Annotated in this window: 17 protein-coding genes and 1 tRNA gene; 7 read left to right on the top strand and 11 right to left on the bottom strand. The window is 65.8% G+C overall.

Features of this window, described 5'->3' with window-relative positions:
• Positions 1 to 99 precede the first annotated feature (99 nt).
• Positions 100 to 993, bottom strand: coding sequence for a 4-hydroxybenzoate octaprenyltransferase (gene ubiA / locus AC5P74_RS00940; protein ID WP_053497351.1), 894 nt, complete (start codon positions 991 to 993; stop codon positions 100 to 102).
• A 149-nt stretch (positions 994 to 1,142) separates the two neighbouring features.
• Here ubiA and AC5P74_RS00935 point away from each other — a divergent pair.
• Positions 1,143 to 1,219: transfer RNA gene (locus AC5P74_RS00935), tRNA-Arg, on the top strand.
• Between the two features lie 39 nt (positions 1,220 to 1,258).
• On the opposite strand, the gene AC5P74_RS00930 is transcribed toward AC5P74_RS00935, so the two are convergent.
• From AC5P74_RS00930 to AC5P74_RS00900, 7 genes are all read right to left on the bottom strand, one after another.
• The gene (locus AC5P74_RS00930; RefSeq protein WP_053497349.1) at positions 1,259 to 1,708 is read right to left on the bottom strand and encodes a Rossmann-fold NAD(P)-binding domain-containing protein; all 450 of its coding nucleotides are present in this window, start codon (positions 1,706 to 1,708) and stop codon (positions 1,259 to 1,261) included.
• Positions 1,705 to 2,139, bottom strand: coding sequence for a hypothetical protein (locus AC5P74_RS00925; RefSeq protein ID WP_188217881.1), 435 nt, complete (start codon positions 2,137 to 2,139; stop codon positions 1,705 to 1,707). Before AC5P74_RS00925 ends, AC5P74_RS00930 begins: the two co-directional genes overlap by 4 nt.
• A 302-nt stretch (positions 2,140 to 2,441) precedes the next feature.
• Complete coding sequence (locus AC5P74_RS00920; protein ID WP_134955282.1) at positions 2,442 to 2,861, bottom strand: DUF4279 domain-containing protein; 420 nt, start codon at positions 2,859 to 2,861, stop codon at positions 2,442 to 2,444.
• 3 nt (positions 2,862 to 2,864) lie between these two features.
• Positions 2,865 to 7,574 carry an RHS repeat-associated core domain-containing protein gene (locus tag AC5P74_RS00915; protein WP_346607417.1) on the bottom strand — a complete coding sequence of 1,570 codons (4,710 nt, stop codon included), beginning with the start codon at positions 7,572 to 7,574 and terminating at the stop codon, positions 2,865 to 2,867.
• Between the two features lie 316 nt (positions 7,575 to 7,890).
• Positions 7,891 to 9,246 (bottom strand): Gfo/Idh/MocA family protein, encoded by a 1,356-nt coding sequence (locus tag AC5P74_RS00910; RefSeq protein WP_053500947.1) that lies wholly within the window; start codon positions 9,244 to 9,246, stop codon positions 7,891 to 7,893.
• A gap of 65 nt (positions 9,247 to 9,311) precedes the next feature.
• Positions 9,312 to 12,287 (bottom strand): TonB-dependent receptor domain-containing protein, encoded by a 2,976-nt coding sequence (locus AC5P74_RS00905; protein WP_262220244.1) that lies wholly within the window; start codon positions 12,285 to 12,287, stop codon positions 9,312 to 9,314.
• 134 nt (positions 12,288 to 12,421) lie between these two features.
• The gene (locus AC5P74_RS00900) at positions 12,422 to 15,781 is read right to left on the bottom strand and encodes a TIM-barrel domain-containing protein (RefSeq protein WP_346607429.1); all 3,360 of its coding nucleotides are present in this window, start codon (positions 15,779 to 15,781) and stop codon (positions 12,422 to 12,424) included.
• A gap of 322 nt (positions 15,782 to 16,103) precedes the next feature.
• On the opposite strand from AC5P74_RS00900, the gene AC5P74_RS00895 reads away from it, so the two are divergent.
• The 6 genes from AC5P74_RS00895 to AC5P74_RS00870 all read left to right on the top strand — a co-directional run bounded on the left by AC5P74_RS00895 (position 16,104) and on the right by AC5P74_RS00870 (position 23,487).
• Entirely contained in the window at positions 16,104 to 17,258 is a 1,155-nt protein-coding gene (locus AC5P74_RS00895; protein ID WP_065177898.1) for an SIS domain-containing protein, read from the top strand.
• Positions 17,251 to 18,189 (top strand): ROK family protein, encoded by a 939-nt coding sequence (locus AC5P74_RS00890; protein WP_053496824.1) that lies wholly within the window; start codon positions 17,251 to 17,253, stop codon positions 18,187 to 18,189. Before AC5P74_RS00895 ends, AC5P74_RS00890 begins: the two co-directional genes overlap by 8 nt.
• Positions 18,190 to 18,205: 16 nt before the next feature.
• Positions 18,206 to 19,540: a D-tagatose-bisphosphate aldolase, class II, non-catalytic subunit gene (locus AC5P74_RS00885; protein WP_111129508.1), complete on the top strand. Its 1,335-nt coding sequence runs from the start codon at positions 18,206 to 18,208 to the stop codon at positions 19,538 to 19,540.
• 33 nt (positions 19,541 to 19,573) lie between these two features.
• Positions 19,574 to 20,350, top strand: coding sequence for a DeoR family transcriptional regulator (locus AC5P74_RS00880; protein WP_005420109.1), 777 nt, complete (start codon positions 19,574 to 19,576; stop codon positions 20,348 to 20,350).
• Entirely contained in the window at positions 20,347 to 21,462 is a 1,116-nt protein-coding gene (nagA, locus tag AC5P74_RS00875) for an N-acetylglucosamine-6-phosphate deacetylase (RefSeq protein ID WP_346607418.1), read from the top strand. The genes AC5P74_RS00880 and nagA overlap by 4 nt, the downstream gene beginning before the upstream one ends.
• A gap of 222 nt (positions 21,463 to 21,684) precedes the next feature.
• Positions 21,685 to 23,487, top strand: coding sequence for an MFS transporter (locus tag AC5P74_RS00870; protein ID WP_053496821.1), 1,803 nt, complete (start codon positions 21,685 to 21,687; stop codon positions 23,485 to 23,487).
• A 50-nt stretch (positions 23,488 to 23,537) separates the two neighbouring features.
• On the opposite strand, the gene AC5P74_RS00865 is transcribed toward AC5P74_RS00870, so the two are convergent.
• From AC5P74_RS00865 to AC5P74_RS00855, 3 genes are read right to left on the bottom strand one after another with little or no spacing between them, the layout of a single operon-like run.
• Positions 23,538 to 23,966 carry a SecDF P1 head subdomain-containing protein gene (locus AC5P74_RS00865; protein WP_141750830.1) on the bottom strand — a complete coding sequence of 143 codons (429 nt, stop codon included), beginning with the start codon at positions 23,964 to 23,966 and terminating at the stop codon, positions 23,538 to 23,540.
• Between the two features lie 38 nt (positions 23,967 to 24,004).
• Positions 24,005 to 24,556 (bottom strand): HdeD family acid-resistance protein, encoded by a 552-nt coding sequence (locus AC5P74_RS00860; RefSeq protein WP_346607419.1) that lies wholly within the window; start codon positions 24,554 to 24,556, stop codon positions 24,005 to 24,007.
• Positions 24,557 to 24,614: 58 nt separating this feature from the next.
• Positions 24,615 to 25,304: a ComF family protein gene (locus AC5P74_RS00855; protein ID WP_346607420.1), complete on the bottom strand. Its 690-nt coding sequence runs from the start codon at positions 25,302 to 25,304 to the stop codon at positions 24,615 to 24,617.
• Positions 25,305 to 25,342 lie beyond the last annotated feature (38 nt).

The raw sequence follows: 25,342 nt of genomic DNA, 5'->3' as shown, positions 1-25,342 counted from the left end.
TATTGGTCGTAGGTGGCGGTAGTGCCGGCCGCTGGCCGGCAAACTCGGGATCGCGCACGGGTGCAGCCGGCCAGCGGCCGGCTCTACCCCGCCGTAGGTTCAACGCAGCGCCAGGTCCACGGCGATACCGGCAAACAGCGCGGCGCCGACCCAGTTGTTGTGCAGGAACGCCTTGAAACACGGGCCGCGCTCGCGGTTGCGGCAGATCCAGAATTCGTACACCACCAGCGCGGTGGCCACGGCCACGCCGGCCAGGTAGTAGCCACCCAGCCCGCCGCGCACGCCAACCAGCGCCATGGTGGCCAGGAACAGCGCGTACAGCACGCCCTGGATGACCAGATCGAGATCGCCGAACAGGATCGCGGTGGAGTGCGAGCCCATCTTCAGGTCGTCCTCGCGGTCGACCATGGCATACCAGGTGTCGTAGGCGGTGGACCACAGGATGTTGCCGGCATACAGCAGCCAGCCCAGCATCGGCACCTCGCCCTGCACGGCGGCGAACGCCATCGGGATGCCCCAGCCGAACGACATGCCCAGGTAGACCTGCGGCAGATGGGTGTAGCGCTTCAGGTACGGATAGCTGGCGGCCAGGAACACGCCGATGAAGCTCAGGCCGATGGTCAGCCCGTTCAGGGTCAGCACCAGGCCGAAGGCCACCAGCATCAGTACGGCGAACAGCGCCAGCGCTGCGCGACCGCTGATCGCGCCGGTGGCCAGCGGCCGCGCCTTGGTGCGCTCCACATGCGGGTCGAGCCAGCGGTCAGCGTAGTCGTTGATGACGCAACCGGCCGAGCGGGTCAGCCACACGCCGGCGGTGAACACGAACAGCGTCCACAGCGGCGGCAGGCCGCCGGCAGCCAGCCATAACGCCCACCACGTGGGCCACAGCAGCAGCAACGTGCCGATCGGGCGATCAGCGCGCATCAGACTCCAGTAATGCCGCCAACGCGGCGTCGCCTGCGACTGCGGCGAAGTGAGGGGGGTATCAGCCATGGCGATAGGATACTCCTGCCCCTCTGGCAGGGCTTTGCCGGTGGGGGGAGATTTGTTCGACGAAACTGGATAGAATGCCGGTCCCGCACCGCCTCATGGCGCTGCGATGCCCGCCCCGGCACTGGCCGACGGCGCGGCGGTTCTACAACGCGCCCGTAGCTCAGCCGGATAGAGTAGTGGCTTCCGAAGCCATTGGTCGGGGGTTCGAATCCCTCCGGGCGCGCCATTTTTCCTTCGTTGCCTGGCCGGCGCGCCGCCAGAAATGTCAGGGAATGAACGTTGCCGAGCGATGCTCGCAACCGGCAGCGTCCTGTACCACGATGGAGTAATTCGCGCCCGCGCTGGATGCGCCGGGCAGGAACAGGCCATCACCATCGAACAGAACGCTCTGCTGTTCATCCTGCCCGATCGACAGCCCGATCGCTCCCGGTGTGATTTCCTCAAGGATCACGTTGTAAGGCCGCCAGGCATCCTCGCCTGTGCGCCTCATTTCTGCGCGAGCGGTCCTTGGGTTCAACCTGCGTCTCTCATCCACCCACAGCTGAAGCGGCTGATCAGCATTGTGGGTGACCTGGAAGCGCCCGTAGGTCAGTCCGTCGACGCTCTCGGTGCCGACGTAGGTGAAATGGGCCGGCGGACACTTCGTGGTGCGGTTCGGATGCGCTGCACAGGATGTCAGTGCAACCACGAGGCAGAAGGCGGTCAGGTGCTTCATGGCTTCGAGGCCTGATGTGGGTTGTTGTCGCGGCGGTGTTCGGCAGTGAGGGCAACCAGCACTACGCCCCAGAGCGGCGTGAGCAGCACGACGCTCATCACCGTCAGCGAAACCGGTACCTGCCAGAGCAGCGATGGGCTGAATCCGCTGAATCTATAGGCTTCCAGTACAAGCACCACGACCTGGGCCAGAAGGCCCGCGAGCAGCCCCAAGCCAGCCCCCTTGGCAAGCCGCCTGACCGTAAGGCGGCCCGCGGCGGGAACCCGTGCGCAGATTCCCAGCAACAGAAGGCTGACGGCGTACAGCCAGAAGAAAACTCGATGTGAGTCGAAGGCGTAAAGCGCCCTGCCCACAAAGTGCAGGAACAGCCAGAGTGCTCCACACGACACCGCGTTGGCCAGCCCGTACCGAAGAATCTGCCTGGCTTTCATCTTGTACCTCTCCGAGGGCGTGCAGGCTGATCGCGTTCTTTTGTGGAGGAGTGCGGGAGCTCATGCACCTTGCCTCCCGCTTGGCGCCCTACTCGCGCAAGGCATCGCGCAGCGCTCGAAAGTACCTGCCTGCCTCCAGCGTTCGCAGCTGGGCCAGTGGAATCCGATACCTCCTGAACAATGCGGCCAGTTCCCAGACGTCCTCCTCCAGAACCGCATCTGGATCCAGGGATAGATAGATGACATCCCCTCTGCCGACCACATTACCGATGCAGCCGATTCGACCGCGCACCCGAGGCGCTCTACGTCTCGTCGCCCGAAGGCGGGTAAATTTCCACCGCCAAACCGAGGCCCAAAGTTGTGACTCTGGTGAGAACTGCACGATCCAGTTCAAATCCGCCAAGTCCGCCCACAAAGATGCTGATATAGAATTCTGCCCTCCCTCCCGTATCTGTGATGTGGCCAATGAACTCACGCTTGTTTATCAGAAAATCGCACCAACGGGAGATCTCCTCATCCAACTCGACATTCACCTTCCTCGCGAGAGGAATAGATAGATAGGTAAATTCATAGAGCTGCTGATCCTCACCCTGCCGAGCTGGTCTAGGCTCGCCTGCACTGCGGGCAAAGCGGGACTCCAAACCAATTTCCTCCCTAATGGATTCAGCAGAAACAGAGGGATGGAAAAACCTAAGTGAAATATTCACCAAAAGACCACTCACGCATCACCTCCCAAAACCATAATCACTAATATTCCCCTCTATTCTACCTTTGCCGTCCTGCGTCCCAACCCAAATATCGCCATTTGGGGCTATACCAGTCCAGTGCGTCGGGCTAGCAGCGGAACCTTCCTTAATGGTTTCAACGGCACCATGATCAAGCCCGAAGGATTTTTTGGCCGTGTCTATAGGGAGTGTTCCTACTGGACAGTTCGTAGGCTTGGATCGCGCACCGTCCTTTTTCTTGCTGAAGTAGAGGTTGGCGAGAGCATCCACGATTACTGGCAAACTTACCGTCGCACCAATGAAAGCATCGATTGGCGAGTGGATCGGACTCATATCAATGTATGGCGCAGGAGCTTGCCCTTCCCCATAGCCCGGGAGGTCAGGATTCCACTGCTGGTAACCACTTCCAGGCCGATACGCTGGAGGTGGCAATCGCATAGCCCGAGCTGCACCGGACTGTAAGCCAAGACGATCCAAAGCAGACGCAGGGTTCCCACTCACATATGAATAAGTACTGATGCCTCCAACCAAACCAATCGGATCACTCTGCGAGTACCGCCCCACCATTGGTTCATACTCACGCTGGTAGTTGTAGAACAACCCACTCGCATCCGTGGCCTGCTGGCCCGGGAAGCGCAGTGCCAGCTCGAATGCCACGCCATCGCCATCCGGGTCGGCACTCGGAATCTGGTTGCCGAACACTTCGCTCTTGTTGCTCCACTCCCAGATCGCGACATCGCGCACCGGATCGATCACCACGCGCGGCGTACCCAGATGATCCGGCTGCACGTAGGTCAGTTCCGGCACGCCGGCGCTCGGCACGTTGATCAGCGCTACCGGATAGTTGTCCAGCCAGATGGCCTGCTGCTGCGCCTGGCCCGTAGCCGAGTAGTTGCCCAGCCACTGCCCTGCTTCGTCGTACAGGGTGATCTGCGCTGCGCCACTACCCGGGGTACGCAGTACGCGTTCACCGCGATGGTTGTAACCGTAGCTTTCCAGTGTGGCATTGCCCTGCTTCACCGCGTTCATGCGGTTGGCATCGCTGTAGGTGAACGTCTTGCTGCCGATGCTGGTGGTATTCCCCGCTGCGTCATGGTTGCGCGCTTCGCCGTCCACGGCGGTCAGCCGGTGGCTGGTTGCGGGATAGGTGTAGCTGGCGGTGCCTGCCGAGGTGGTCAGCGCGGTGCGATTGCCGGTGGCGTCGTAGGCATAGGTTTCAATCGGCGTGCCTGTCGTCCCGTCCTGGGTCTGGGTCAGGCGACCCAGCGCGTCGTAGGCGTACTTGGCCAGCACCGTCGAGCCTGTGCCGTTCTTCAGTTCGGTGATCGAACCGACCGGGTCATAGCCATAGCCCAGCGACAGGCCGCCTGCCGCGGGGTCATGCACCGCCTGCGGGCGATAGTCCAGATCCAGCGGACGCTGCAGCTGGCGGCCGTTGCCGTAGGTCCAGCCGGTCGCCGGGCCGAAGGCCGCATAGGTCACGTTGTTCACCACGATCTGGCGTGCCTGGCCGGGCCGGGTCAGGCCGATCTGGCTGATGCGGCCCTGGGTATCGCGCACGTAGTCGGCCACGCTGCCGTCGGGGTAGGTCAACGCAGTCAGGCGCCCCGACTTGCTGTAGGCATAGCGCAGCGTGCTGGCGACACCATTGACGGTCTGCACCTTGCGGGTGACCTGGCCGAAGCGGTCGTGGCAGTACTGGGTGCTGCCATTGGCATGCAGCACCTGCCCCAGACGTCCCTTGGCAAAGCGTTCGTCGGCGGCACAGGCGGCCGGCGCCACGTCATAGCTATAGCCGACATCCAGATTGGGATCCGGATAGGCAATGCCAATCAGGCGGTTGAGCGCATCGTAGTGATAGGTGGCGGTGACGCCGCGCGCATCGGTGGCCGTCTTGCGGTTGCCCGCCGCATCCACAGTGAAGCTGCTGGCGCCACTGTCCGGGCTGACCTGCCCGGTCAGCTCACCGAAACCGTTGTAGGCATAGGTCGTATGCAGGCCCTTCGGGTCGGTGACCTGGGTGACCTGGTCCAGCGCGTTGTACTGGCTGCGGATCTCCGCCGCGACGCCGCCGACGTCCTGCAGGGTCTGCGCCAAGCGGTTCAACGGATCGTACTGCTGGCTGGTCACGCGCTGCAGGGCATCGGTCACCGTCTGTGGGTTGCCGTTGGCATCGTAGGCAAAGCCGGTGGCGTGGTTGCCCGCATCCTTCAGCGCGGTCAGCTGGCCAAGCGTGTTGAACGTCCGCGCCAGGGTACGGCGCAGGGTGCCGCCTGCATCCAGCGTGTCTTCCTTGAGGCGGTTGCCGGCGTTGTCCAATACGTAGTGGATCGTGTTGCCGCTGTTGTCCGCAATATCGGTCAAGCGCTGGGCGGCGTCATAGACATAGGTGACACTGCTGCCGTCCGGCTCGGTGACCTGCTGCACCTGGCCGGTCGGCCAGTAGCTGATCTGGGTCACCCGGTCCTCGGCTGTGGTGGCACCGCGCACGGTGACCGAGGTCGGCCAGCCGCGCGCATGGTAGGTGTAATCGGTGACCACGCCGTTGGCATCCTTGACCGACAACGGCCGCCCGAACGCGTCGTAGGCCAAGGTCTCGACCGTCTGGCCCAGCGCATTGGTCACGCTGCGCAGGTCGCCCTTGCGATAACTGCAGGCACCACTGGTCGCGCATCCCGCGTCGTCTGCGGTGTAGTAGGCATAGGTGGAGACATCCGCCACATCACTGCGTGGGCCATCCACGCTACGCAGCAGTCCCACCAGCGGGCACTCCGGCCCTTCGGCCTCACAGTAGGTCTGCGTGGTGATGCGGGTATCACCTGTCACCCTGTCGCGCACGGTGATGGTGGTTGGCTGGAGGCGCGCGTTGCGTGCGATGCGGATCTCACGGTTACCGACGGTCTGCTGCACCAGCCGATTGCTGTCCATGGCCACGCGCGTTTCGCTGATGCGCTGGTCTGGAGTACCGGCCGCTTCGGTGGTGGTGGTCACACTGACAGCACCTGCGACAGCGTCGCTGGCCTCCGCATAGGCGTAGTTGGTAACGACGCCACGGCGATCGGTCACCGACTGCAGCCGACGCCGGAAATCGGTCCCCTCGGGCAGATAGGCGCGAGTGATGCTGCCGTTGCTTTCGGTGATGCCATTGACCTTGCGCGGAAGGCCGCTGGTACCGCTGGCGGTCAAGGCGTAGGTGCTCTGCTTGCCCAGTGCGTCGGTGACGATGGTGGTGCCTGCCGGGGTGTACTCCAGGCGCACGCCATCAATGCCCACGTCGGCTTGGCTGCAATCGCCGGAATGGCGGCTGCAGGTGACTCGCCCTTGCGTGTCATAGCCGTACCAGCTGTAGCGCTGGTTGTCTTCGGCGGTCACGCCGGTCAGGTAGCCCGGGAAGCGGGCGTCCTCATAGTGATAGGTACGGCTGGCACCGTCGGCATAGGTCGCGGTGATCAGTTCCCCGGCCGGAGAATAGGCGTAGCTCACCACAGGCTGGCCGGCGATCACCAGGGCCGAGATCAGTGAATCGTCGCCCGGCGCGAGGTACTGGACATCCACGCGCCGACCGGTTGAATGGGTGATGCTGAGCAGGCGGCCGCGGCTGTCGTGTGCATAGGTCAGCGAAGTACCGTCTTCGAAATCACGGCGCTGCATCAAGCCATCAGCATCAAAATAAATGCGCTCTCCGGCACGTGAAAGTTGCCAGTTGGTGCCCTGCTGGACCGCGCGATCACCGCTTCCGTCCATGGCTTCGTAGCTTGCCCCCACTTTCTGGAATGCGATCTGCCCGCCATCGGCGCCGATCAGCCCAACTTTCAGTTCGGAGCTGGGAGGGAAGGTGGAATCGTCTACGCCTGCGGTAAGCCGCAGATTGTGGGAATGGGTCCAGCCCGTACCCAACGCGCCGCCCGCCGTGCTCGTCAGGGAGTGATAGTGGCGTTGGAAGCTCACCCATCCAAGGTTGAAATCCGGCTCAGGCTGGGATTTATCGCCAGTGGTCGGATCACACGGGTTACCAACAGGACACTGCTGCGGCGGCAGCGGCCCGCTTGTGTAGGAGAGCATGGGCGACATGTGCGGCTCGTCCTGCTGGACCAGAGAGCACATCTGCAGGGCCTCATTCCACGTCAGGGACGGTCGATTCGGACAAAGCGCCGTTCTGGCCCGGCGCACATGCTCCCACCCCACTATCGACGAGCATTCTTGAGTGCTCTGATGATAGAAGTTCAAGGTGTAATGGAAATTCTTCTCCTCGTTGGTGACGCTACCGTCGTCGCCCCTGCCAAGTCCAAGGAGCTCCACCCAAGGATCCTCCGTGAGTGAAGTCGCCGGGCACTGCGGGTCGCTGACGCGGGTAGCGAGGATCACGCTACGAATCTGATCTTCGGATGAGTACTCCTGCCCTGAGTGGATGTAGACCCAGTCGGTAGTAACGATCTTCTCGGGTCTCACCCGGTAATCGTAGATGACCTTCTTTCCAAGGACGCGTTGGCGTTTGACATGCCAATTGAACGGTTTGTCCTTTTCGTACTGGGAAAAGAGCGACTTGATGTCCTTCTGCACCGCCGCTTCGGTAGCTCGCGGCTGGCCCATCGACAGGTAGCTCTCCCATTTCTTCTGCACCTCCTGCGCCTGCGCACCCCAAGGAGCCAAGCTCCCCAGCGCGATCATCGCCAGTGCGGCACACGAAATGGTCTTCAGTCGTTCCAACATCCCTGTTCTCCTTCCTGGACAAACACAGCACCGGCAGGAACGAGAACGTGGGGCGGTTGCCTCACCACGTCATGCTTCGGATCGTCCCTGGTCCGGAATGCGGTCTGACCGCATGGGGGACGTTATCTCCGATGTCGTTTACACATTCAAGTCATAAAGTGTGGAGCGGGTCGGATTTCAGAGTTTTCTGATAAAGCGAGCGGCCGACCGAACAAGCAGCCGAGCGTGGGCTCGGCTCTACAAGGCGAATGCCTCCAGAAACAGAAACACCGGGCAGTGCCCGGCGTCTCCGTCACAGCGTGGAAGGGTGTAAACCTCAATACTTACCGTCGAACGCGAAGATCGGCTTGCGCGTCTTCCACGCACCAGCAGTAAAGTCCGGGAACTCCAGCGTCTGGAAACCGTTGGCGATCGACTGCTCGCTCAACGGGGTGATCGCACTCCAGGTCACCGCGTCGTAGATGTCGATCGGCATCGGTGCCTTGGCTTTGAGCGCTTCAACAAATGCATGGATGACGAACCAGTCCATGCCGCCGTGGCCGGCGCTGGCGGCGGTGTCGGCATTCTGCTTCCACAGCGGGTGCTCGTACTCGTCCTGGTACTTCTTGAACTCTTCCCACTGGTGCGGCGGGCTGCGGCCTTCGATGTGGATCGAATGGTTCACATCCATCCACAGGCCCTTGGTGCCCTGCACGCGGAAGCCCATCGAGTACGGGCGCGGCAGCGAGGTGTCGTGCTGCAGCAGAATGGTCTCGCCGTTCTCGCACGCCAGCGTGGTGGTGACGATATCGCCGAGCTTGAACTTCACCTGGGTGCTGGGGTGGGTGGTGCCGCCACTCTTGGCCACGGTGTATTCGTGCAGGCCGCGTGCCTTGGTCGCGAAGGCGTTGATGTGGGTGAAGCGGTTGCCACGGTTGATGCCGGTGTACATCGCACAGGGGCCGATGCCGTGGCTGGGGTACAGCTCACCATTGCGTTCCACCGAATGCTCGGTGCGCCAGCGAGCTTCGCTCCAGCCCTTCGGACCGAACTCCACGCCGCTGTCGTAGGGCTGGTTGGGGTCGCCGGAATTGAACTTCACGCCGCGCAGGTCGTGCTGGTAGCCGGCCTGCAGATGCACCAGTTCGCCGAACAGGCCCTGGCGCACCATCTGCAGCGCGGCCATCACGTCGCGGCGGTAGCAGACGTTCTCCAGCAGCATGTACGGGGTGCCGGTGCTCAGCTGGGTCTTCAGCACGTCCCAGTGGTCCTGCAGGGTGATGCCGGCCACCACTTCACAGCCCACGGCCACGCCGGCCTGCATGGCGGCAATCGCCATTGGTGCGTGGTACTCCCACGGCGTGGCGATGATCACGCCATCGATGCCCTTCTGTTCCAGCAGGCGCTTCCACGCGTTGGTGTCACGATCCTGGCCATAGGTCTTCGGCGCGGGCTTGCCGGCCTTCGCCACCATCTCCATGGCGCGACCGAGCATGATCGGCTCGATGTCGCACAGGGCAACCACTTCGACGTCGTCGCGACGCACCAGCTCCTTCAGCAGCACCAGCCCGCGCATGCCGGTACCGATCATGGCCAGACGCACCTTGCGCCCGCGTGCCCATGCCGGGGTCTGCGGCAGCAGGCTGCTGGCGGCGACAGCGGCACTGGCCGCGATGAATTCCCTACGCTTCATGGCAGACATCTCTCCTCTTGGCAGCGTGCCGGCCGCAGCCGGCACGCCAGGTCACGCAAACGGAATTACTTGAACCGGTAGCCGATGGTCACACTGTAACCACGACCGAAGATGGTGGCGTAGTCACTGGAGTCACCCAGGAAGCTGTTCGGATCGTAGAACGGCAGGCGGTTGAACAGGTTCTTGACGGTGAAGCTCAGGTTCCACGCATCGTCCGGGCGCCAGGTGACGCTCATGTTGGCGGTCCACCACGACGGTGCACCATCGCACTTGCTCTTCTGCAGGGCCAGGTAACCGCCGGTGCAGGTTTCCTTGTTGTTGCTCTCTTCGTCGATCTGGTCGGTGGCCCACTTGGTGCCACCCACGTAGTTGACGAACATGCTGGTGGTCACCTGCTTGTAGGTCCAGTCTGCATTGAGCGTGGCACGCAGGCGCGGGTTGTTGTAGTAGCCCACCACGTCGCCGTAGTACCAGCCGTTCTCCGCATCCATGTAGAAGCGGTTGCGGTTGGCGATGGTGGCGGCCAGGCCGATGTTCAGATTACCCCAGTCGCCCAGCGAGAAGCGGCTGCGCGCGTCGATGTCGAAGCCGTCGATAAGCGTCTTGCCGCGGTTCTTGTATTGGCCGACCACGCTGGCCACGTTGCCGGCGGAGTAGCCCGGCAGGGTGGCCGGGCAGCTCACGCCGCTGGCCGGATCGGCGCACATTGCCGCCAGCTGCGCCAGGTTGGCGCGGTCGCTGTCGGTGATCGGCGAGCGCGACATCGAGATGATGTCTTCCATGCGGCGATAATCCGGCGCGACGATTTCATTGTTGCGGTAGATGAACCAGTAGTCGGCCGACACCGACAGCCAGCTCGCTGGCTCGTAGACGAAGCCGAGGGTGGCGATCTTCGCCTTCTCCGGCTTCAGATCCTTGTTCGGCTGGGTCATGCGCGCGACGGTACGGCTGCAATCGACGTTCAGCAGGGTCTTGCCGAGGTCGACGTCACCCGGCCGCTGCGACTTCAGCAGCAGGTTGGCGATGGCGTTGGTCTCGCCGCAGCGCAGTTCGTCACGGAAGCCACCGAGCTGGGCGAACACGCCGCCGTTGCCGGACTCGGCCAGGCTCGGTGCGCGGAAGCCGGTGGAATAGGTGCCGCGCAGCATCAGCTGATCGAACGCCTGGTACTTGAAGCCTATCTTCGGCGCGATGTTGGCGCTGAAGTTCGGGTACTTGTCCACGCGCACCGCCGCATCCAGTTCCAGCTTGTCGGTGATCGGTGCCACGGTCTCGGCGAACAGCGCGTAGGTGTTGCGCTTGCCGTCGAACCACGAGCCGCCCTGCTGGGTGATCAGGCCATTGGCCGCATCGGCATTGCCCGGGGTGTAGAAGGTCTCACGGCTGGCGTTGAAGCCGAACGCGGCGCGCATCTCGCCCGCCGGCAGCTGGAACAGCGGTCCTTCGATCTTGCCGTCCAGGGTATGCAGGCGGGTCCACGACTGGATGTCGAAGGTCGGGAACGCTTCACGGATCAACGCGGCGTTGGCTTCGCTGATCTCGCCGAACTTGTACGCCGGGTGGTCGGAGATGATCACCCGACCGGTACCAGGATCGATCGTGTACGGCCCGAACGCCTTCTCGAAGCCCTTGGTGTTGACGTTGATCGTCTGGTAGGTGGTGGAGTGGGTACCCGCGCTGGCGAAGGCGGTTTCCCAGTTCCAGTCACCCACGTTGCCACGTGCGCCCGCCAGCACACGATAGCTCTTGTCGGTATTGCGCTGGCCGAAATAGTTCGGGCCGGCATCCTGCAGCAGGTAGTTCAGGCCGACCACGCCGCCCATCATGGCCTTCAACTGCGGGCTGGCGTGGTTGTACTCGTTGTTCGGGCCCAGGAACGGGTACAGGAACTGGTTGACGGTGTTGCCGGTGTTGCGCGAGAACCAGCTGGTCGGGTTGCCGGTCGTGGTGCCGTAGGTGCGCGGCGTGCCGCCGTTGGCGCGCAGGTCGATGTCGGTGTAGGTCGCCTCGGCGAAGATCTCGGTGTTGTCACCGACCAGGAAGGTGCCGTTGAGGTAGGCGGTGTTGCGCTCGGACTTGGCGCCGGCATCGATCTCGTTGTTCATCCAGGTTTCCCAGACGCAACGCGGGCCGGCCGCTTCACTGGTCAACACGTTCTTGCAGCCCGGCGCAGCTTCCTGCACGCGGCGGCCGGTGACCGGATCGAAGGCGAAGTAGGTGCCCGGGTTGAACTCGCCCGGCCTGCTGCCCACGCCCAGGCGCAGGTTATTGAGGTAGTTCGGGTTGTTGACGTAGTACTGGTCCGGACGCTTGTCGTAGAAATCGCTCAGCGGAATCGCGTCGCGACGGTACATGTTGACCGCGCCGTAGATGTTGAAGCGGTTCTCGGCCAGGTCACCGAAGCCGGCGGTGATGCTGGCCTGGCGCTCACCGTAGGAATCGATGCGCGAGGAGGTGTCGTTGGTGAAGCTGATCTCGGCACCCTGGAAGTTGCGCTTGGTGATCACGTTGATCACGCCGGCCACCGCGTCGGTACCGTACACGGCCGACGCGCCGTCGGTCAGTACTTCCATGCGCTCGATGGCCGCCGCCGGGATCGCATCGATGTTGACGAACTGGGTCTGGAACCCGGCCGGTGCGCCGTAGTACGACAGGCGGCGACCGTTCAGCAGCACCAGTGTGCCCTGTGCGCCCAACCCGCGCAGGTTGGCCTGCGAGGCACCATCGGAACCGGTGAACAGCGAGCGCGCATCCTGCTGCGCGGGGCGAGCGGCCGGCAGGTTGTCGAGCACCTGCAGCAGCGTGCGCGCACCCATGTTCTGGATGTCCTGCTTGCTGATCACCTGCACCGGCGAGGCGGTTTCAACGTCGGTGCGACGAATGTTGGAGCCGGTGACCTCGATACGGGCGAGGTCGGTGGCGTTGTCCTTGCTCTCCTGGGCGAAGGCAGGAGCAGCAAGCGAGAACAGCGCGCCGGCAATGGCCAGCGTCAGCGGAGCGATCGAGCGGCAGGGGGGGCGGTGGTGGCGGGCGGGCAACATCGGGGTTCTCTCCTGGCAGGGGTGCGGCGCAACTGAGTGAGCGCGTGGGCGTTCGGCGGGCAAAACGCTCCCGGGCCACGGCCATGAGGGCCGTAGTCGGGATGGGGCGGGGGAGGAGCGGTGTTACGTGGGGGTCATGGGGCGACGATGCTGGCGGAGTCGCCCTCCTGGCCGATCAGTACGGCGTTGGCCCAGTTGGCACAGACCTGGGCGGGTTGGCTGCCCTGCGCACCCAGCGTGCGCAGGCTCAGGGTGGAAAGGCCACGGATGTCCAGCTCCGGCTTGACCACGCCGGGCGCCTTCACCAGGCCGCTGTCGTACAGCAGGCGGTTGTCGCCCCATACCTGGAACTGCAGGCCGCCGGCGTTGCGGCAGGCGTCGTCGATGCCGAGGTCGGCACGCAGCAGGTGCCAGCCGCCCAGCAGGCGCAGGTCGATGCGGCTGTTGGCGCCGACCCCCAGGCCACGGCGGAACTGCAGGCCGTTCATGCGCATGCCGGCGTCGCCACGGAAGGACTGGTCGGTACGCAGCTGGCTGGCCAGCGCGGCCGGCACCGGCAGCTCGGAGAGATAGCGCTGCCGGGCCGGTCGCTCCGGTTCCTGGTGTTCGAGGATGTGGAAGGTGGACAGTGCGATCGGGCCGACGTCGCGCGGCTGCAGTGCATCGAACGCGCGGGCGCTGCCCTGGGCGGCGGTCACCATCGGGTCGGTGCTGCTGGCGCCGTCGCCTTCGGGGTTCTGCACGCTCAGTACGCGGAAGCGCAGCAGGCGGCCGGCATGGGCCGGGAAGTCGATGCGTTGCACGCCTTCCTTCAGCTGCAGGCGGCCACGGGCGATCGGCTCGCCCCACTCGCCATTGCTGTCGCCCAGGTACACCTCGTAATCGCGCACCTGGCCGTGCTTCCAGTTCTTGTCGTTGCGCGGTGCGATGTCGATGCCATCGATCATCCTGCGCTCGCCGAAGCCGATCACCCACTCGTGCGCGCCAGTGCGCACGGCCTGGTTGCGCACGCTGCGGAACCAGGTGTTGGGATCGTCATCGAAGGCGTTCTCCAGCGCATGGCCGGGCTCCTCGGCCGGGCGGTTGACCACCAGCAGGCTGTCTGCGGGCAGTTCGCGGCCGAGTACCGGCGCGGCCGGATAGGCATCGTCGGCGGCCGCAGCGGCCGCCGCGAAGTCCAGCTGCAGCTGCAGCGGCTGGCGGATGTCCTGGACAGCGGTACGCACGTGCAGCGTGCCACGGCGCTCCTTGGCATCGAAGTACCAGCCTTCAGCCGCACCGTTGAACGCCGCCGCATCGGCCAGCGCTGGCAACGCGCGGCCACCGGCCTGCACTGCACGTGGCGCCTGCCGGCTGAGCACGCGCAGGCCATAACGACGCTGCGCCAGCTGGCCGTTGTACTGGCCCTGCACCGCATCGATCTGCACCTGCACCGGGCCACTGCCCAGTGCAGGCGCCTGCACGCGGATTACCTGCGTGCTCGACTCGCCCTGCTGGTAGCGGCGCGTGTTGCCATCGTCTTCGTACAACGTGTACTGCGAGTCGCCCTGCGGGTACAGGTCGAAGGTCACTTCATCGAGCGGCTTTTCGCCGTCGAACAGCATCGACGGGTACATCGGCAGGATCGCACCGGCGCGCACGAACACCGGCAGCGTGGCCAGGTCCACCTGGCGGTCCAGCTGGCGGCCGTCGGCACCGGCCTGCACGCGGCGGCCGTCCCAGTAGTCGATCCAGCCGCCGGCCGGCAGGTGAATGTCGCGGCGCCAGCCACGGCTGGCGGCCTGGCTGCGGTACACCGGCGCCACCAGCAGGTCGCGGCCGAGCAGGAACTGGTACTTGTAGGTCTCATCCTGTGCATGCGGGTCGTGCGGGTAGTCCCACATCAGCCCCCGCACCGGCGGTGCGCCGGTCTGCGCGGCCTCGTGCACCAGCCCGTACATGTACGGGGTCAGGCGCATCTTCAACTTCAGGTAATCGCGGTTGATGCTGCGGTACGGCTCGTCGTACCACCACGGGTGCTTGCGCGCGTTCGACGACCAGCCGCTCATGCCCATCAGCACCGGGGTGAACGCCTTCCACTGCAGGTCGCGGGTGAAGGTCTCGGCGCTGCCGCCGAAGATTGCATCGACGTCGCCACTGGCGTAGGCCATGCCGGACAGGCCCGAACCGACCAGGGTCGGCACGTGCCAGCGGATGTAATCCCAGCTGCTGCTCTGGTCGCCGGTCCACGCTACGGCGTAGCGCTGGATACCGGCCCAGCCCATCACCGTCCACAGGAACGGGCGCGAATCGGAGTTGTCGAGGATGCCGTTGAACGCCTGGCGGTTGGCATCCATCGCGAACTGGTAGCCCTTGCCGGTCCAGGCCACGTCCAGCTTCTGCACGCGGCTGCCGGCCTTGCCGACTTCCCAGGCGATCTTGTCGACGCCGTTCTCGGTCCACAGGCCGGTGCGGAAGCCGTAGCCGGCGAGCCCCTTCACCGTTTCCGGCAACTGCTTGTAGCCGCAGCCGTAGCCATCATTGGGCAGGATCCAGCCACCGGGCATGTCGTGGGCGCGGTACTGCTTGGCCACGCTGTCGATCACATCCGGCGTGGTGCCGGTCGGGCCGTCGCTCCAGCCTTCGGGCACGGTGCCGGGCTTCTTGCTGTTGTCGCGGTCGTTGTAGCAGTCGGCATCGCCATAGGACAGCGCCCAGCGCGCCACCATGTTCGGGCGGCCGGTCAGCTGGGTGTAACGCTCGATCAGCTTGGGCAGGTCCGCGCCGACGAAGTAGTAGGCATCGAAGCGGTCTTCGCGATGCAGCAGCGTGGCCTGGTCGGCCTCGCGCAGATCGTAGCTGCCATCGCTCCACGTATTGCGCAGCATGCCCCAGCCACGGCTGCTCAGCAGCATGGGTGCCGGGCTGGGGCGGTCGCCCTCTTCCCAGCCGCCGGAATAGGACACCTCCAGCTCGCGGCCCTTGAACTGATAGCGGCCGTTCTGCTGGCCGCCACCGAAGTAGCCCTCATCGGCCTGCGAGGACAGCACCTGCACGCTCTGCGTGGCCTCCAGGTCCAGCGGCTGCAGTTCCTGCCACAGCGCGGTGGGCTGGCCGTTGTCCAGGCGTTCCAGGCGCAGGCGCAGCGGTTGCCGCTGCACATGCAGGACCAGTGCGTCGGTACGCACGCGGATTTCCTGCGCATCTTCTTCCAGCTGCGCCTGCACGTTCGCCTTGGGCTGCGGCAGCACGATCGGTGCGGCTTTGTCGCCGGCGCCGGTCAACGTGCCGTTGCGGCCGGCCTGCACGCGGATGATGTCGGTCGCCGGCAGTTCAATGCGGATGCGCGCTCCCTTGTCGGTCTGCAGGTCCCAGCCCTGCACGCCATCGCGGCTGGCGCTGGCGCTGACCGATCGCAGGTTTCCGACCGGCTCGGCCCTGGCCGTCATGGACGCCAGCATCAAGGCCGGCAACAGGGCCAGCATCAGCGGCGAGCGACGTACGCAGTTTTCCACGCGGACTCCCAACCCGTTCACCGGGCGTTTCGAAAGCGATTGGGCCGACTCTAGGGCAGCGATTCGAAAGATGTCAACAAATTGAAAGGAAAAAGGAAGATATATTCCATTGAAACGAAAGTTGTTGCGTCGCAATACTTTGTGTAAGCGCTTGCAGTCGCCTGTTAAGCATTGTGCGATACGGCATTTGACCCGTCCTTTCGTTTTCCTGGTCATGCCGCGACTGGGAAAGCCACTCGGCCATTTTCTTTCTTTTTACTTTCGATGTTTGACATTTCGAAAGAAAACACAGATGGTGCGCTGGCCCAACTGGAACCTCCGAATGGACGTCACCCTGCTTTCCGATGTGTCCGCCTGGCAGCGCCTTGGCGGAGCCGATACCGCAACCGAAATCGCCCAGCAGCCTGCGCTGTGGGAAGCACTCGCACAGGACCTGTCGCGTGCCCGCGACCGCCTGCAGGCCTTCCTCGGCGACAGCCTCAACGATCCCAACCAGCGCGTGCTGTTCACCGGCGCCGGCAGTTCCGGCTTCATCGCCGAGATGGTGGCCGACGCGATCAACGCACAGTGGGCGGCCGAGGTGCGCGTGGTGCACACCACCAGCCTGCTGACCCACCCGGCGCTGTACCTGCAGCGTGACCGCCCGACCCTGCTGGTGTCGTTCGGCCGCAGTGGCTCCAGCCCGGAAAGCGTGGCAGCGGTGGATCGCGTGCGCAGCGATGTGGACGATGCGCGCTTCCTCGACATCACCTGCAACGCCGATGGCGAACTGGCCCGCCGTGGCGCCGGCCGTGGCGATACGTGCACCCTGCTGATGCCGTCGGCCAGCTGCGACCGTGCCTTCGCCATGACCAGCAGCCTGACCTGCATGCTGCTGGCGGCACTGACGGTGTTTGATCGCTCGCCGTGGGATGCGCGCGTGGCGCGCCTGAAGCAGATCGCCGCGCTGGCCCGCGAAGGGCAGGCGCAGTGGGACGCACCAGTGGCAACGCTTGCGCAGCGCCCGTTCAACCGCGTGATCTACCTTGGCAGCGGCCCGCTGGAAGCGCTGGCCCGCGAGTGTGCACTGAAGGTGCTGGAGCTGACCGCTGGCCGCGTTCTGGCGCTGGCCAACACGCCGCTGGGCTTCCGTCACGGCCCCAAGTCGACGCTGGATGGCAACACCCTGGTGGTGGTGCTGCGCAGCGTGCAGCCGCTCGCGCGCCGCTACGAGCAGGACCTGCTGGACGAACTGCGCCGCGATGGCGTAGCCGGGCAGGTGCTGGCGATCGGTCCACATTCGGACATCGGCGCCGATGACGATTACACCCTCACCGTACCGGCGCTGGACGATCCGTGGCTGGCACCGGTGTGGCTGGGCTTCGCGCAGCTGTTCGCGCTGCAGCGCTCGGCCGCGCTGGGACTGACCCCGGACAACCCGTTCCCGGACGGCACCGTCAACCGCGTCGTCAAGGGCGTCACCATCCACCATGGCTGAGCTGATCGCCCACGCCTGCTATGGCATCGACATCGGCGGCACCAAGATCGAGCTGGTGGCGTGCGATGCGGCGATGCAGGTCACCTGGCGCCGCCGCGTGGCCACGCCGCAGGGCGACTACGATGGTTTCCTGCAGGCCGTGGTGACGCTGGTGGCCGAGGCCGACGCCGCGCTGGGCCGGAATGATGCGGCCATCGGCATTGCCCTGCCCGGCGTGCGTGACCGCCGCAGCGGCCGCCAGCTCAGCGCGAACGTGCCCGCACTGACCGGCCAATGCGTGGCGCAGGATCTGCAGGCGCGGCTGCAACGCTCGCTGCATTTCGGCAATGACCTGCAGTGCTTTGCCCTGTCGGAAGCGCACGGCGGCGCCGCCGATGGCTACCCCAGCATGTTCGGCGCCATCCTCGGCACCGGTGCCGGCGGTGGCTTCTGCCTGCAGGGCCGGCTGCTGTCCGGCTTCAACGGCCTGGCCGGCGAATGGGGCCACTGGAGCGTGCCCGGCCATCTGCTGCAGCGCCATGGCCTGCCGCTGCTGGACTGCGGCTGCGGCCTGCAGGGCTGCGTGGAGCGCTATGTGTCCGGCAGCGGATTGGCCATGATCGAACGCCACCTCGGAGGCAGCGCCGTCGACGCCAGTGCGGTGATCACGCTGGCCGAAACCGGCGATGCCCGCGCGCGCAAGGCGCTGGACATCCATCGTGACCTGCTCGGCCACAGCCTGGCCGCGCTGGTGCTGGCACTGGACCCGCACGTGATCGTGCTCGGCGGCGGACTCTCGCAGTACGCGCCGCTGTACCAGCAGCTGCCGGCCGCCATCGCCACCCATCTGTTCAATGGCGTGCAGGTCCCGCCGATCGTGCCGCCACGGTTCGGCGATGCCGGTGGCGCACGTGGTGCCGCCCTGCTCGCCTGCCAACCCTCGTTTTCCTGATCTCCGGAGCCTGACCATGTCCCCGTTGCAGACCCTGCTTGCTTCCCACCGCGCCGGCGCCAACGTCGGCCTGTACAGCGTCTGTTGCAGCAACGAGCAGGTGCTGCGCGCGGCCATGCACGTCGCCCTGGCGCATGGCACCGTGCTGCTGATCGAGGCCACCTCCAACCAGGTCGACCAGTTCGGCGGCTACACCGGCATGACCCCGCCGCAGTACCGCGACTACGTGGGCACGCTGGCCGATGAAGAAGGCTTCCCGCGCGAGCGGCTGATGCTGGGCGGCGACCACCTCGGCCCGAATGCCTGGCAGAAGCGCCCGGCGGCCGAAGCGATGACCCACGCGCGCGTGCTGATCGAAGCCTACGTCGCCGCCGGTTTCCACAAGATCCATCTGGATTGCAGCATGTCCTGCGCCGATGATCCGGTGCCGCTGCCCGATGCCATCGTCGCTGCGCGCTCGGCCGAGCTGGCCGAAATCGCCGAACGCACCGCCGCCGAACATGGCCTGCCGCCGCCGGTCTACGTGATCGGTACCGAAGTGCCGATTCCCGGAGGCGAAGCCTCGCTGGCCGAAGGCCTGCAGGTGACCACGCCGGCCGCCGCCGCGCAGACCCTGGCCATCCACCGGCAGGCCTTCGATACCCCGCAGCTGCGCGATGCGTGGCAGCGTGTGATCGCGATGGTGGTGCAGCCGGGCGTGGACTTCGACCACAGCAGCGTGCACGAGTACGACGCCGCCGCTGCCAGTACGCTGGCCGATTTCCTCGAACAGCAGCCACGCATCGTGTTCGAAGCGCACTCCACCGACTACCAGCGCGAGAGCGGCCTGCACGCGCTGGTGCGCGACCACTTCGCCATCCTCAAGGTCGGGCCCGCGGCCACCTTCGCCTACCGCGAAGCGCTGTTCGCGCTGGCCGCGATCGAGGCCGAACTGCTGCCGGCGGCACAGTGCTCGCGCCTGCCGCAGGTGCTGGACGAGGTGATGGTGGCGCAGCCGAAGTACTGGCAGTCCTACTACCAGGGCGATGACACGGCGCTGCGCCTGCTGCGCAGCTACTCCTTCAGTGACCGCTGCCGTTACTACTGGGGCGAGCCCGCGCTGGTGCAGGCGGTGCAGACCCTGTTCGCCAACCTGGAACAGCACGCGCCGCCACTGGTGCTGCTCAGCCAGTACCTGCCGGAGCAGTACCGCGCCGTGCGTGAGGGCACGCTGGCCAACACCCCCACCGCGCTGGTGCAGCACCGCATCGGCCTGTGCCTGGGCGAGTACGCGCGCGCCTGCAGCGCCAACCAGGCCGGAACCCGCACGCAGAACGCACGTTCGGCTGCCGCAGTTGCTGCGAACGGCTAATCTCTACCTTTCCCCGCGAAACCGAGAATGGCCATGCGCAACACCCGCTCCCGCCGGCAACAGATCCTGCAGCTGCTGATCGAGCACGGCTCGGTGCAGGTGGCCGATCTGGTCGAGCGTTTCGGCGTGTCGGCGGTGACCATCCGTGCCGACCTGACCCACTTCGAGTCGCAGGGCCTGGCCAACCGCACCCACGGCGGCGCCACCCTGGTGCGCACGCCGCCGCAGGAACAGGACATCCATGAGAAGGACGCGCTGAACCTGCCGTTGAAGGAATCGATCGGTGCGCGCGCTGCGCGCCTGGTGCAGCCGGGCGACAACATCATCATCGATTCCGGCTCGACCACGATGACGCTGGCTCGCCACCTGCGCGCGCATCGCGACGTGACGGTGATGACCAATGGCCTGAACATCGCCTGGGAACTGGCCAATGCCGCGGGCATCACCGTGCTGCTGACCGGTGGCCTGCTGCGCCAGCAGTCGCTGTCGCTGCAGGGCAGCCAGGCCGAGGCCAGCCTCAACTCGTACAGCTTCGACACCCTGTTCCTTGGCGTGGATGGCCTGGACCTGCAGTTCGGCCTGACCACCCACGACGAGGCCGAAGCCCGCCTCAACCACCGCATGGTCGAGCGCGCGCGCCGCATCGTGGTGCTGACCGACGCCTCCAAGTTCGGCCGTGTCAGCCTGCACCGCATCGCCCGCCTCGACCAGATCCACGCCATCATCACCGACGCCGGCATCGACGAGGCAACCCGCGAAGGGCTGCAGCGGCTGGGTATCGAAGTGATCATTGCCGAGCCTCCCGCATGACCGACATCCGTTCCCTGCATGGCCGCATCCTCACCCCGCTGGGCTGGCGGCGTGGCCAGGTACACTTCGATTCACATGTGCGCCAGCTGCAGGTGGATGACCACAGTGGTGCTGACGACCTGCAGCTGCCGGTCATCCTGCCCGGCTTCATCGACCTGCATGTGCACGGCGCGGCCGGGGTGGACCTGATGCAGGGCGGCGACGTGGCGCGCACCATCGCGCGCACCCATCTGCGCTTCGGTACCACCACGCTGCTGGCAACCACCATGACCGCCGGCCTGGATGAGATCGAGCACGCGCTGCAGGGCGTGGCTGCGACGATGGCGGCGCCCGATGCCGACGCCGCCAGCATCGTCGGCGTGCATCTGGAAGGACCGTTCATCAGCCCGCAGCGGCTCGGTGCACAGCCCAACCGTACGATCGAGGCGACGCTGGCGCTGGTGCAGCAACTGCACGCACTGGCGGCGATCCGGGTGATGACGCTGGCACCGGAAATCGGCGATCACACCGCACTGATTCCCGCGCTTTCGGCGATGGGCATCCGCGTGCAGCTCGGCCACAGCGCCGGCACCTACGAGGAAGGCGTAGCCGCGCTGCAGGCCGGCGCCTCCGGCTTCACCCATCTGTTCAATGGCATGACCGGTGTCGACCATTACCGACCCGGCATCGCCGCAGCGGCGCTGGCGCATGCACAGTACGCCGAGATCATTCCCGACCTGCAGCACATCCATCCCGGCGTGATCCGCCTGGCCGCGCGCGCGATCCCGCGCCTGTATGCGGTGACCGACGCGACGGCCGCCACCGGCATGCCCGACGGCGAGTACGCGCTGGGCGAGCAGCGCGTGCACAAGTGCGGCGGCTGCGTGCGCCTGGCGACCGGTTCACTGGCCGGCAGCGCGCTGACCATGGACCAGGGGCTGCGCAACCTGGTGCGCGTGGGCCTGGAGCTGGCCGATGCCTCGCAGCGCGTTTCCACCTTCCCGGCCGACTATCTGGGCCTGGGCGATCGCGGCCGCATTGCGCCCGACGCCCGCGCCGACCTGGTGGTACTGGACACCGAACTGCGCCTGCGGCAGGTGGTGGTTGGTGGCCGGGTGATCGACCTGCACTAGGCGACGCGCGTCTGTAGAGCCGAAGGCAATGGCAGGAGCCATTGCCAACGTCGCTTGCGACGGCCCGGAGGGTGCCGATCAGGACGATCGGCATAGCCGTGCTCGGCTGCTTTTCGCATCAGCATCGACGAAGTCCGCGCCGAGCATGGCTCGGCTCTACATGAAGCGCGCAAGCGCAATGCCCCAGCCCCGCACCATCCCCGCTATTCCAGGAATACGCCGATGACCGCAGCCACCGCACCCGCCGTACCCGCTTCCACCGCTCCGCGCTGGCCCGTACGTTACCTGCTCTTCATCGGCGGCCTCGGTGGCCTGCTGTACGGCATCGACATCGGCATCATCGCCGGCGCCCTGCCCTATCTTGAAGCCACCGCCAGCCACGCCTGGCAGCTCAGCAGCCAGCAGCTTGGCTTCGTGGTGGCCGCGGTACTGCTGGGCAGCGTGCTGTCCTCGCTGTTCGCCGGCATGATCGCCGACCTGATCGGCCGCCGCGGCGCGATGCTGCTGGCCGGCCTGCTGTTCACCGCCTCGATTCCGATCATGGCGTTGGCCTCGGGCTATACACCCCTGCTGCTGGGCCGCCTGCTGCAGGGCGTCAGCGGTGGCCTGATCGGCGTGGTGGTACCGCTGTACCTGGCCGAAGTCCTCAGCCCCGAGCGACGTGGCCGGGGTGCGGCGATGTTCCAGCTGCTGCTGACCATTGGCCTGGTGTTGGCCGCGCTGATCGGGCTGTACCACGCACATGCGGTGGATGCCGCCGCCGAGGCCGTGCGCTCGCTGCCGCTGGCACAGCAGGCGCAGGAGCTGTTCACGGTGAAGGACCACGCCTGGCGCACCATCTTCTGGAGCTGCCTGGCGCCGGGCCTGCTGTTCTGCGCCGGCATCTTCTGGCTGTCCGAATCGCCGCGCTGGCTGGTGCGCCGGGGCCGTGTCAACGATGCCCGCCGCAGCCTGCAGCGCGTTCTGCCTGCTGCCGATGTGGAGCCCACCCTTGCGCAGATCCAGGCGCCGGAATCGAGCAGCAGCGACAGCAAGCGCGACCCGCTGCTCAGCCGCCGCTACGTGGTGCCGTTCCTGCTCGCCTGCGTCGTGCTGGCCTGCACCCAGGCCACCGGCATCAACTCGGTACTGGCCTACGCGGTGAACATCCTCAACCAGGCCGGCCTGTCCGGTTCAGTGGCCAACGGCGCCGACGTGGCGATCAAGCTGCTCAATGCGGTGATGACCGTGGTCGCGTTGCTGCTGGTCGACCGCAAGGGCCGCAAGTTCCTGCTGATGCTCGGCAGCGGTGGTATCTGCGTGGCCCTGCTGGCAGCGGCCACGCTGTTCTTCCAGGCCGAGCGCGGTCGCGCTGATGTGCAGCCGCAGTTGCAGGCGGCGGTCAACGGCGATGGCCTGCAGCTGGTGCTGGATGAAGCCCAGTGGGAGCGCCTCGGTGCTGGCATCGACAGCGAGGGCCGGCCGCTGCAGCTGACCGTGTCGTACGCCTACGGCGACTTCACCAATGTGCGCGCCGTGCGCAGCGACAACCTGATTGATCGCGAACTGCGTATCGACCGCACCGGCACCGTACAGCCAGACAGCGTGATCGGCGCATTCTTCCGCAAGTTGCATCTGAACCCGTTCGCCGACCCCGCCAGTGCCGCGCAGGCGCCGCTGCGCGTCGAACAGGCCCGCATCGGCCCGGTGCCGCCGCCTGCACATGGCTGGGCGGTGGCCGCCTGCATCCTGGTATTCGTCGCGTTCTTCGCGGTCGGTCCCGGCGTGTGCGTGTGGCTGGCACTGTCGGAACTGATGCCGAACCGCATCCGCTCCAACGGCATGAGCATCGCACTGCTGATCAACCAGTTCGTGTCGACCACCATCGCCGCCATCTTCCTGCCCACGGTGGGCCACTACGGCTACGCCAGCATGTTCGTGTTCTGGGCGGCCTGCACCTTCGTATTTTTCCTGGTAGCCGCATTCTGGCTGCCGGAGACCAAGGGCAAGTCACTGGAGGAGATCGAGGCACGGTTCGCCCGGTAGCGGTCGACCTTGGTCGACCTCCGCGTAGCGCGGGGATGTTGGCGCGCCCGTCACTGACCGGTGATGTGCTTCGCCAACGCCTGCGCCTCGGCGATGCTCGGCAGCCCGCTCAGCATCATCGACTCCCCGAACGGGCCCTGCACCGTCGCCACCATCAACACGCGGCCATCCACGCTGATTGCCGCTCGCTGGCCCACCAGTGCTTCCGTGCCATCGTGGATGCGCTGGTGCGCTTCGTGTCGAAAGCGGATCTGCAGGCCAGGTTGCTTGTCCTGATCCAGCACGTAGCGCACATCGGCAATGTCGGCGCTGCCGGCGATCGGTGGCTCGTGCAGGGCCAGGGTTTCGCCCTGCCACTGCACCTGCCTGCCCTTGCCGTCCGCATCGACCGCGCTCAGGCGTACATCCACACCCGCGCGCGGTACATGTCCCTCGACCGCCTGCACCGCGGGCGTGGCACCTGGCGTGCATCCGGCCATGGCCAGTGCCGCGCCCAGCAACAACGCAAGCGCCGTTCTCACTTCAGCTTCCGCAGCTTGAACGCCACCAGCACCTGCAGCAGGCCGTACAGCAGGCTGCCAATGCCGATCCACAGCGTGGTCACCGCCACGCCCGCGTACGGGTTGGCCGCGAACAGCAGGCCCAGCACCACCGCCAGCACGCCGCTGAGGATCAGCAGCCACTCACCCTGGATCTGCTTGCGCACGCGGATCGCGAATACGATGCGATAGATGCCTGCCACCAGCAGCCACGCCGCCAGGAACAGCACCAGCACGCTGGCGGTGGCCAGCGGATTGATGACCGCCAGGATGCCGAAACCCAGCGAGGCGATGGCATACAGTGCCAGCCAGCCACGCGACGCGCCGCTGCCGCCGCTGACCAGTGCGAACAGGCTGATGACGCCTTCAACGATGGCCATCACGCCCAGCGTCCACGCCAATGCCATGGCGGCGGACAGCGGCCAGCCGATGGCGATGATGCCGAAGCCAAGAGCGACCAGGCCATACAGCAGGAGTATCCACCAGCTACGGCCGATTGCCGACAACAGGGGAGACAAGGGGGAATTCATGGCCACTCCTTCGATCCGGAACCGGGTTCATCCTAGCCCCCGGCGATGAAGACAGCGATCACGGCACCCGCGCGCACACCCATACCCGCACCTCTTCAGCACCCACGCAGCGCAGCGTTTCGGCAATCTCCATCACCGTACTGCCGGTGGTCATCACATCGTCAACCACGGTCAATCGGGGTGGCACCGGACCGCGTACATCGAACGCATCGAACAGGTTTTCCCTGCGCTGCTCGGCCGTGCGTTCGGACTGTGGCGCCGTATGCCGCCGCCGGTACAGCCCATGCCAGACCGGCATCGGCAGCAGCCGGCACAGTTCAGCAGCCTGGTTGTAGCCGCGTTGGCGCAGGCGGCGGCGGTGCAGGGGTACCGGCGCCAGTGGTGGGCATGACCAGGCGGGCGGTGCCCGCTGCATCAACTGCGCCAGCAGGCGGCCAGCCGCCAGGTCCTGATGGAACTTGTAGCGCACCAGCAGCTGGTCCACTGGCGGCAGGTACAACAGGCTGGCATGGGTGGCCGTCTGCGGTGGCGCTTCCTCGCGGCAGCTGCCGCAGACGATCAGGGCGGTGTCCGGCAACGGCAGCGCGCAACGCAGGCAGGCGCGGCCGGCCCAGGGGAGTCCGGCGAGGCAGGCGCGGCACAGGTCGAGATCATCATCGCCCGGATCGCCGCATACCAGGCAGCGCAGTGGCAGCAGCACGCGAAGCGCCGCCTGCAGGAGGCGAGTGGACTTGAACAGGACCGGCATGCACTACAGCGTGATCGCACCCCGGCCCTGGGGCCATC

Source organism: Stenotrophomonas sp. YJH_SMC_94-11 (assembly GCF_059370435.1).
The sequence above is the reverse complement of the archived record's forward strand: the minus strand, read 5'-3'. Positions and strand labels throughout refer to the sequence as shown.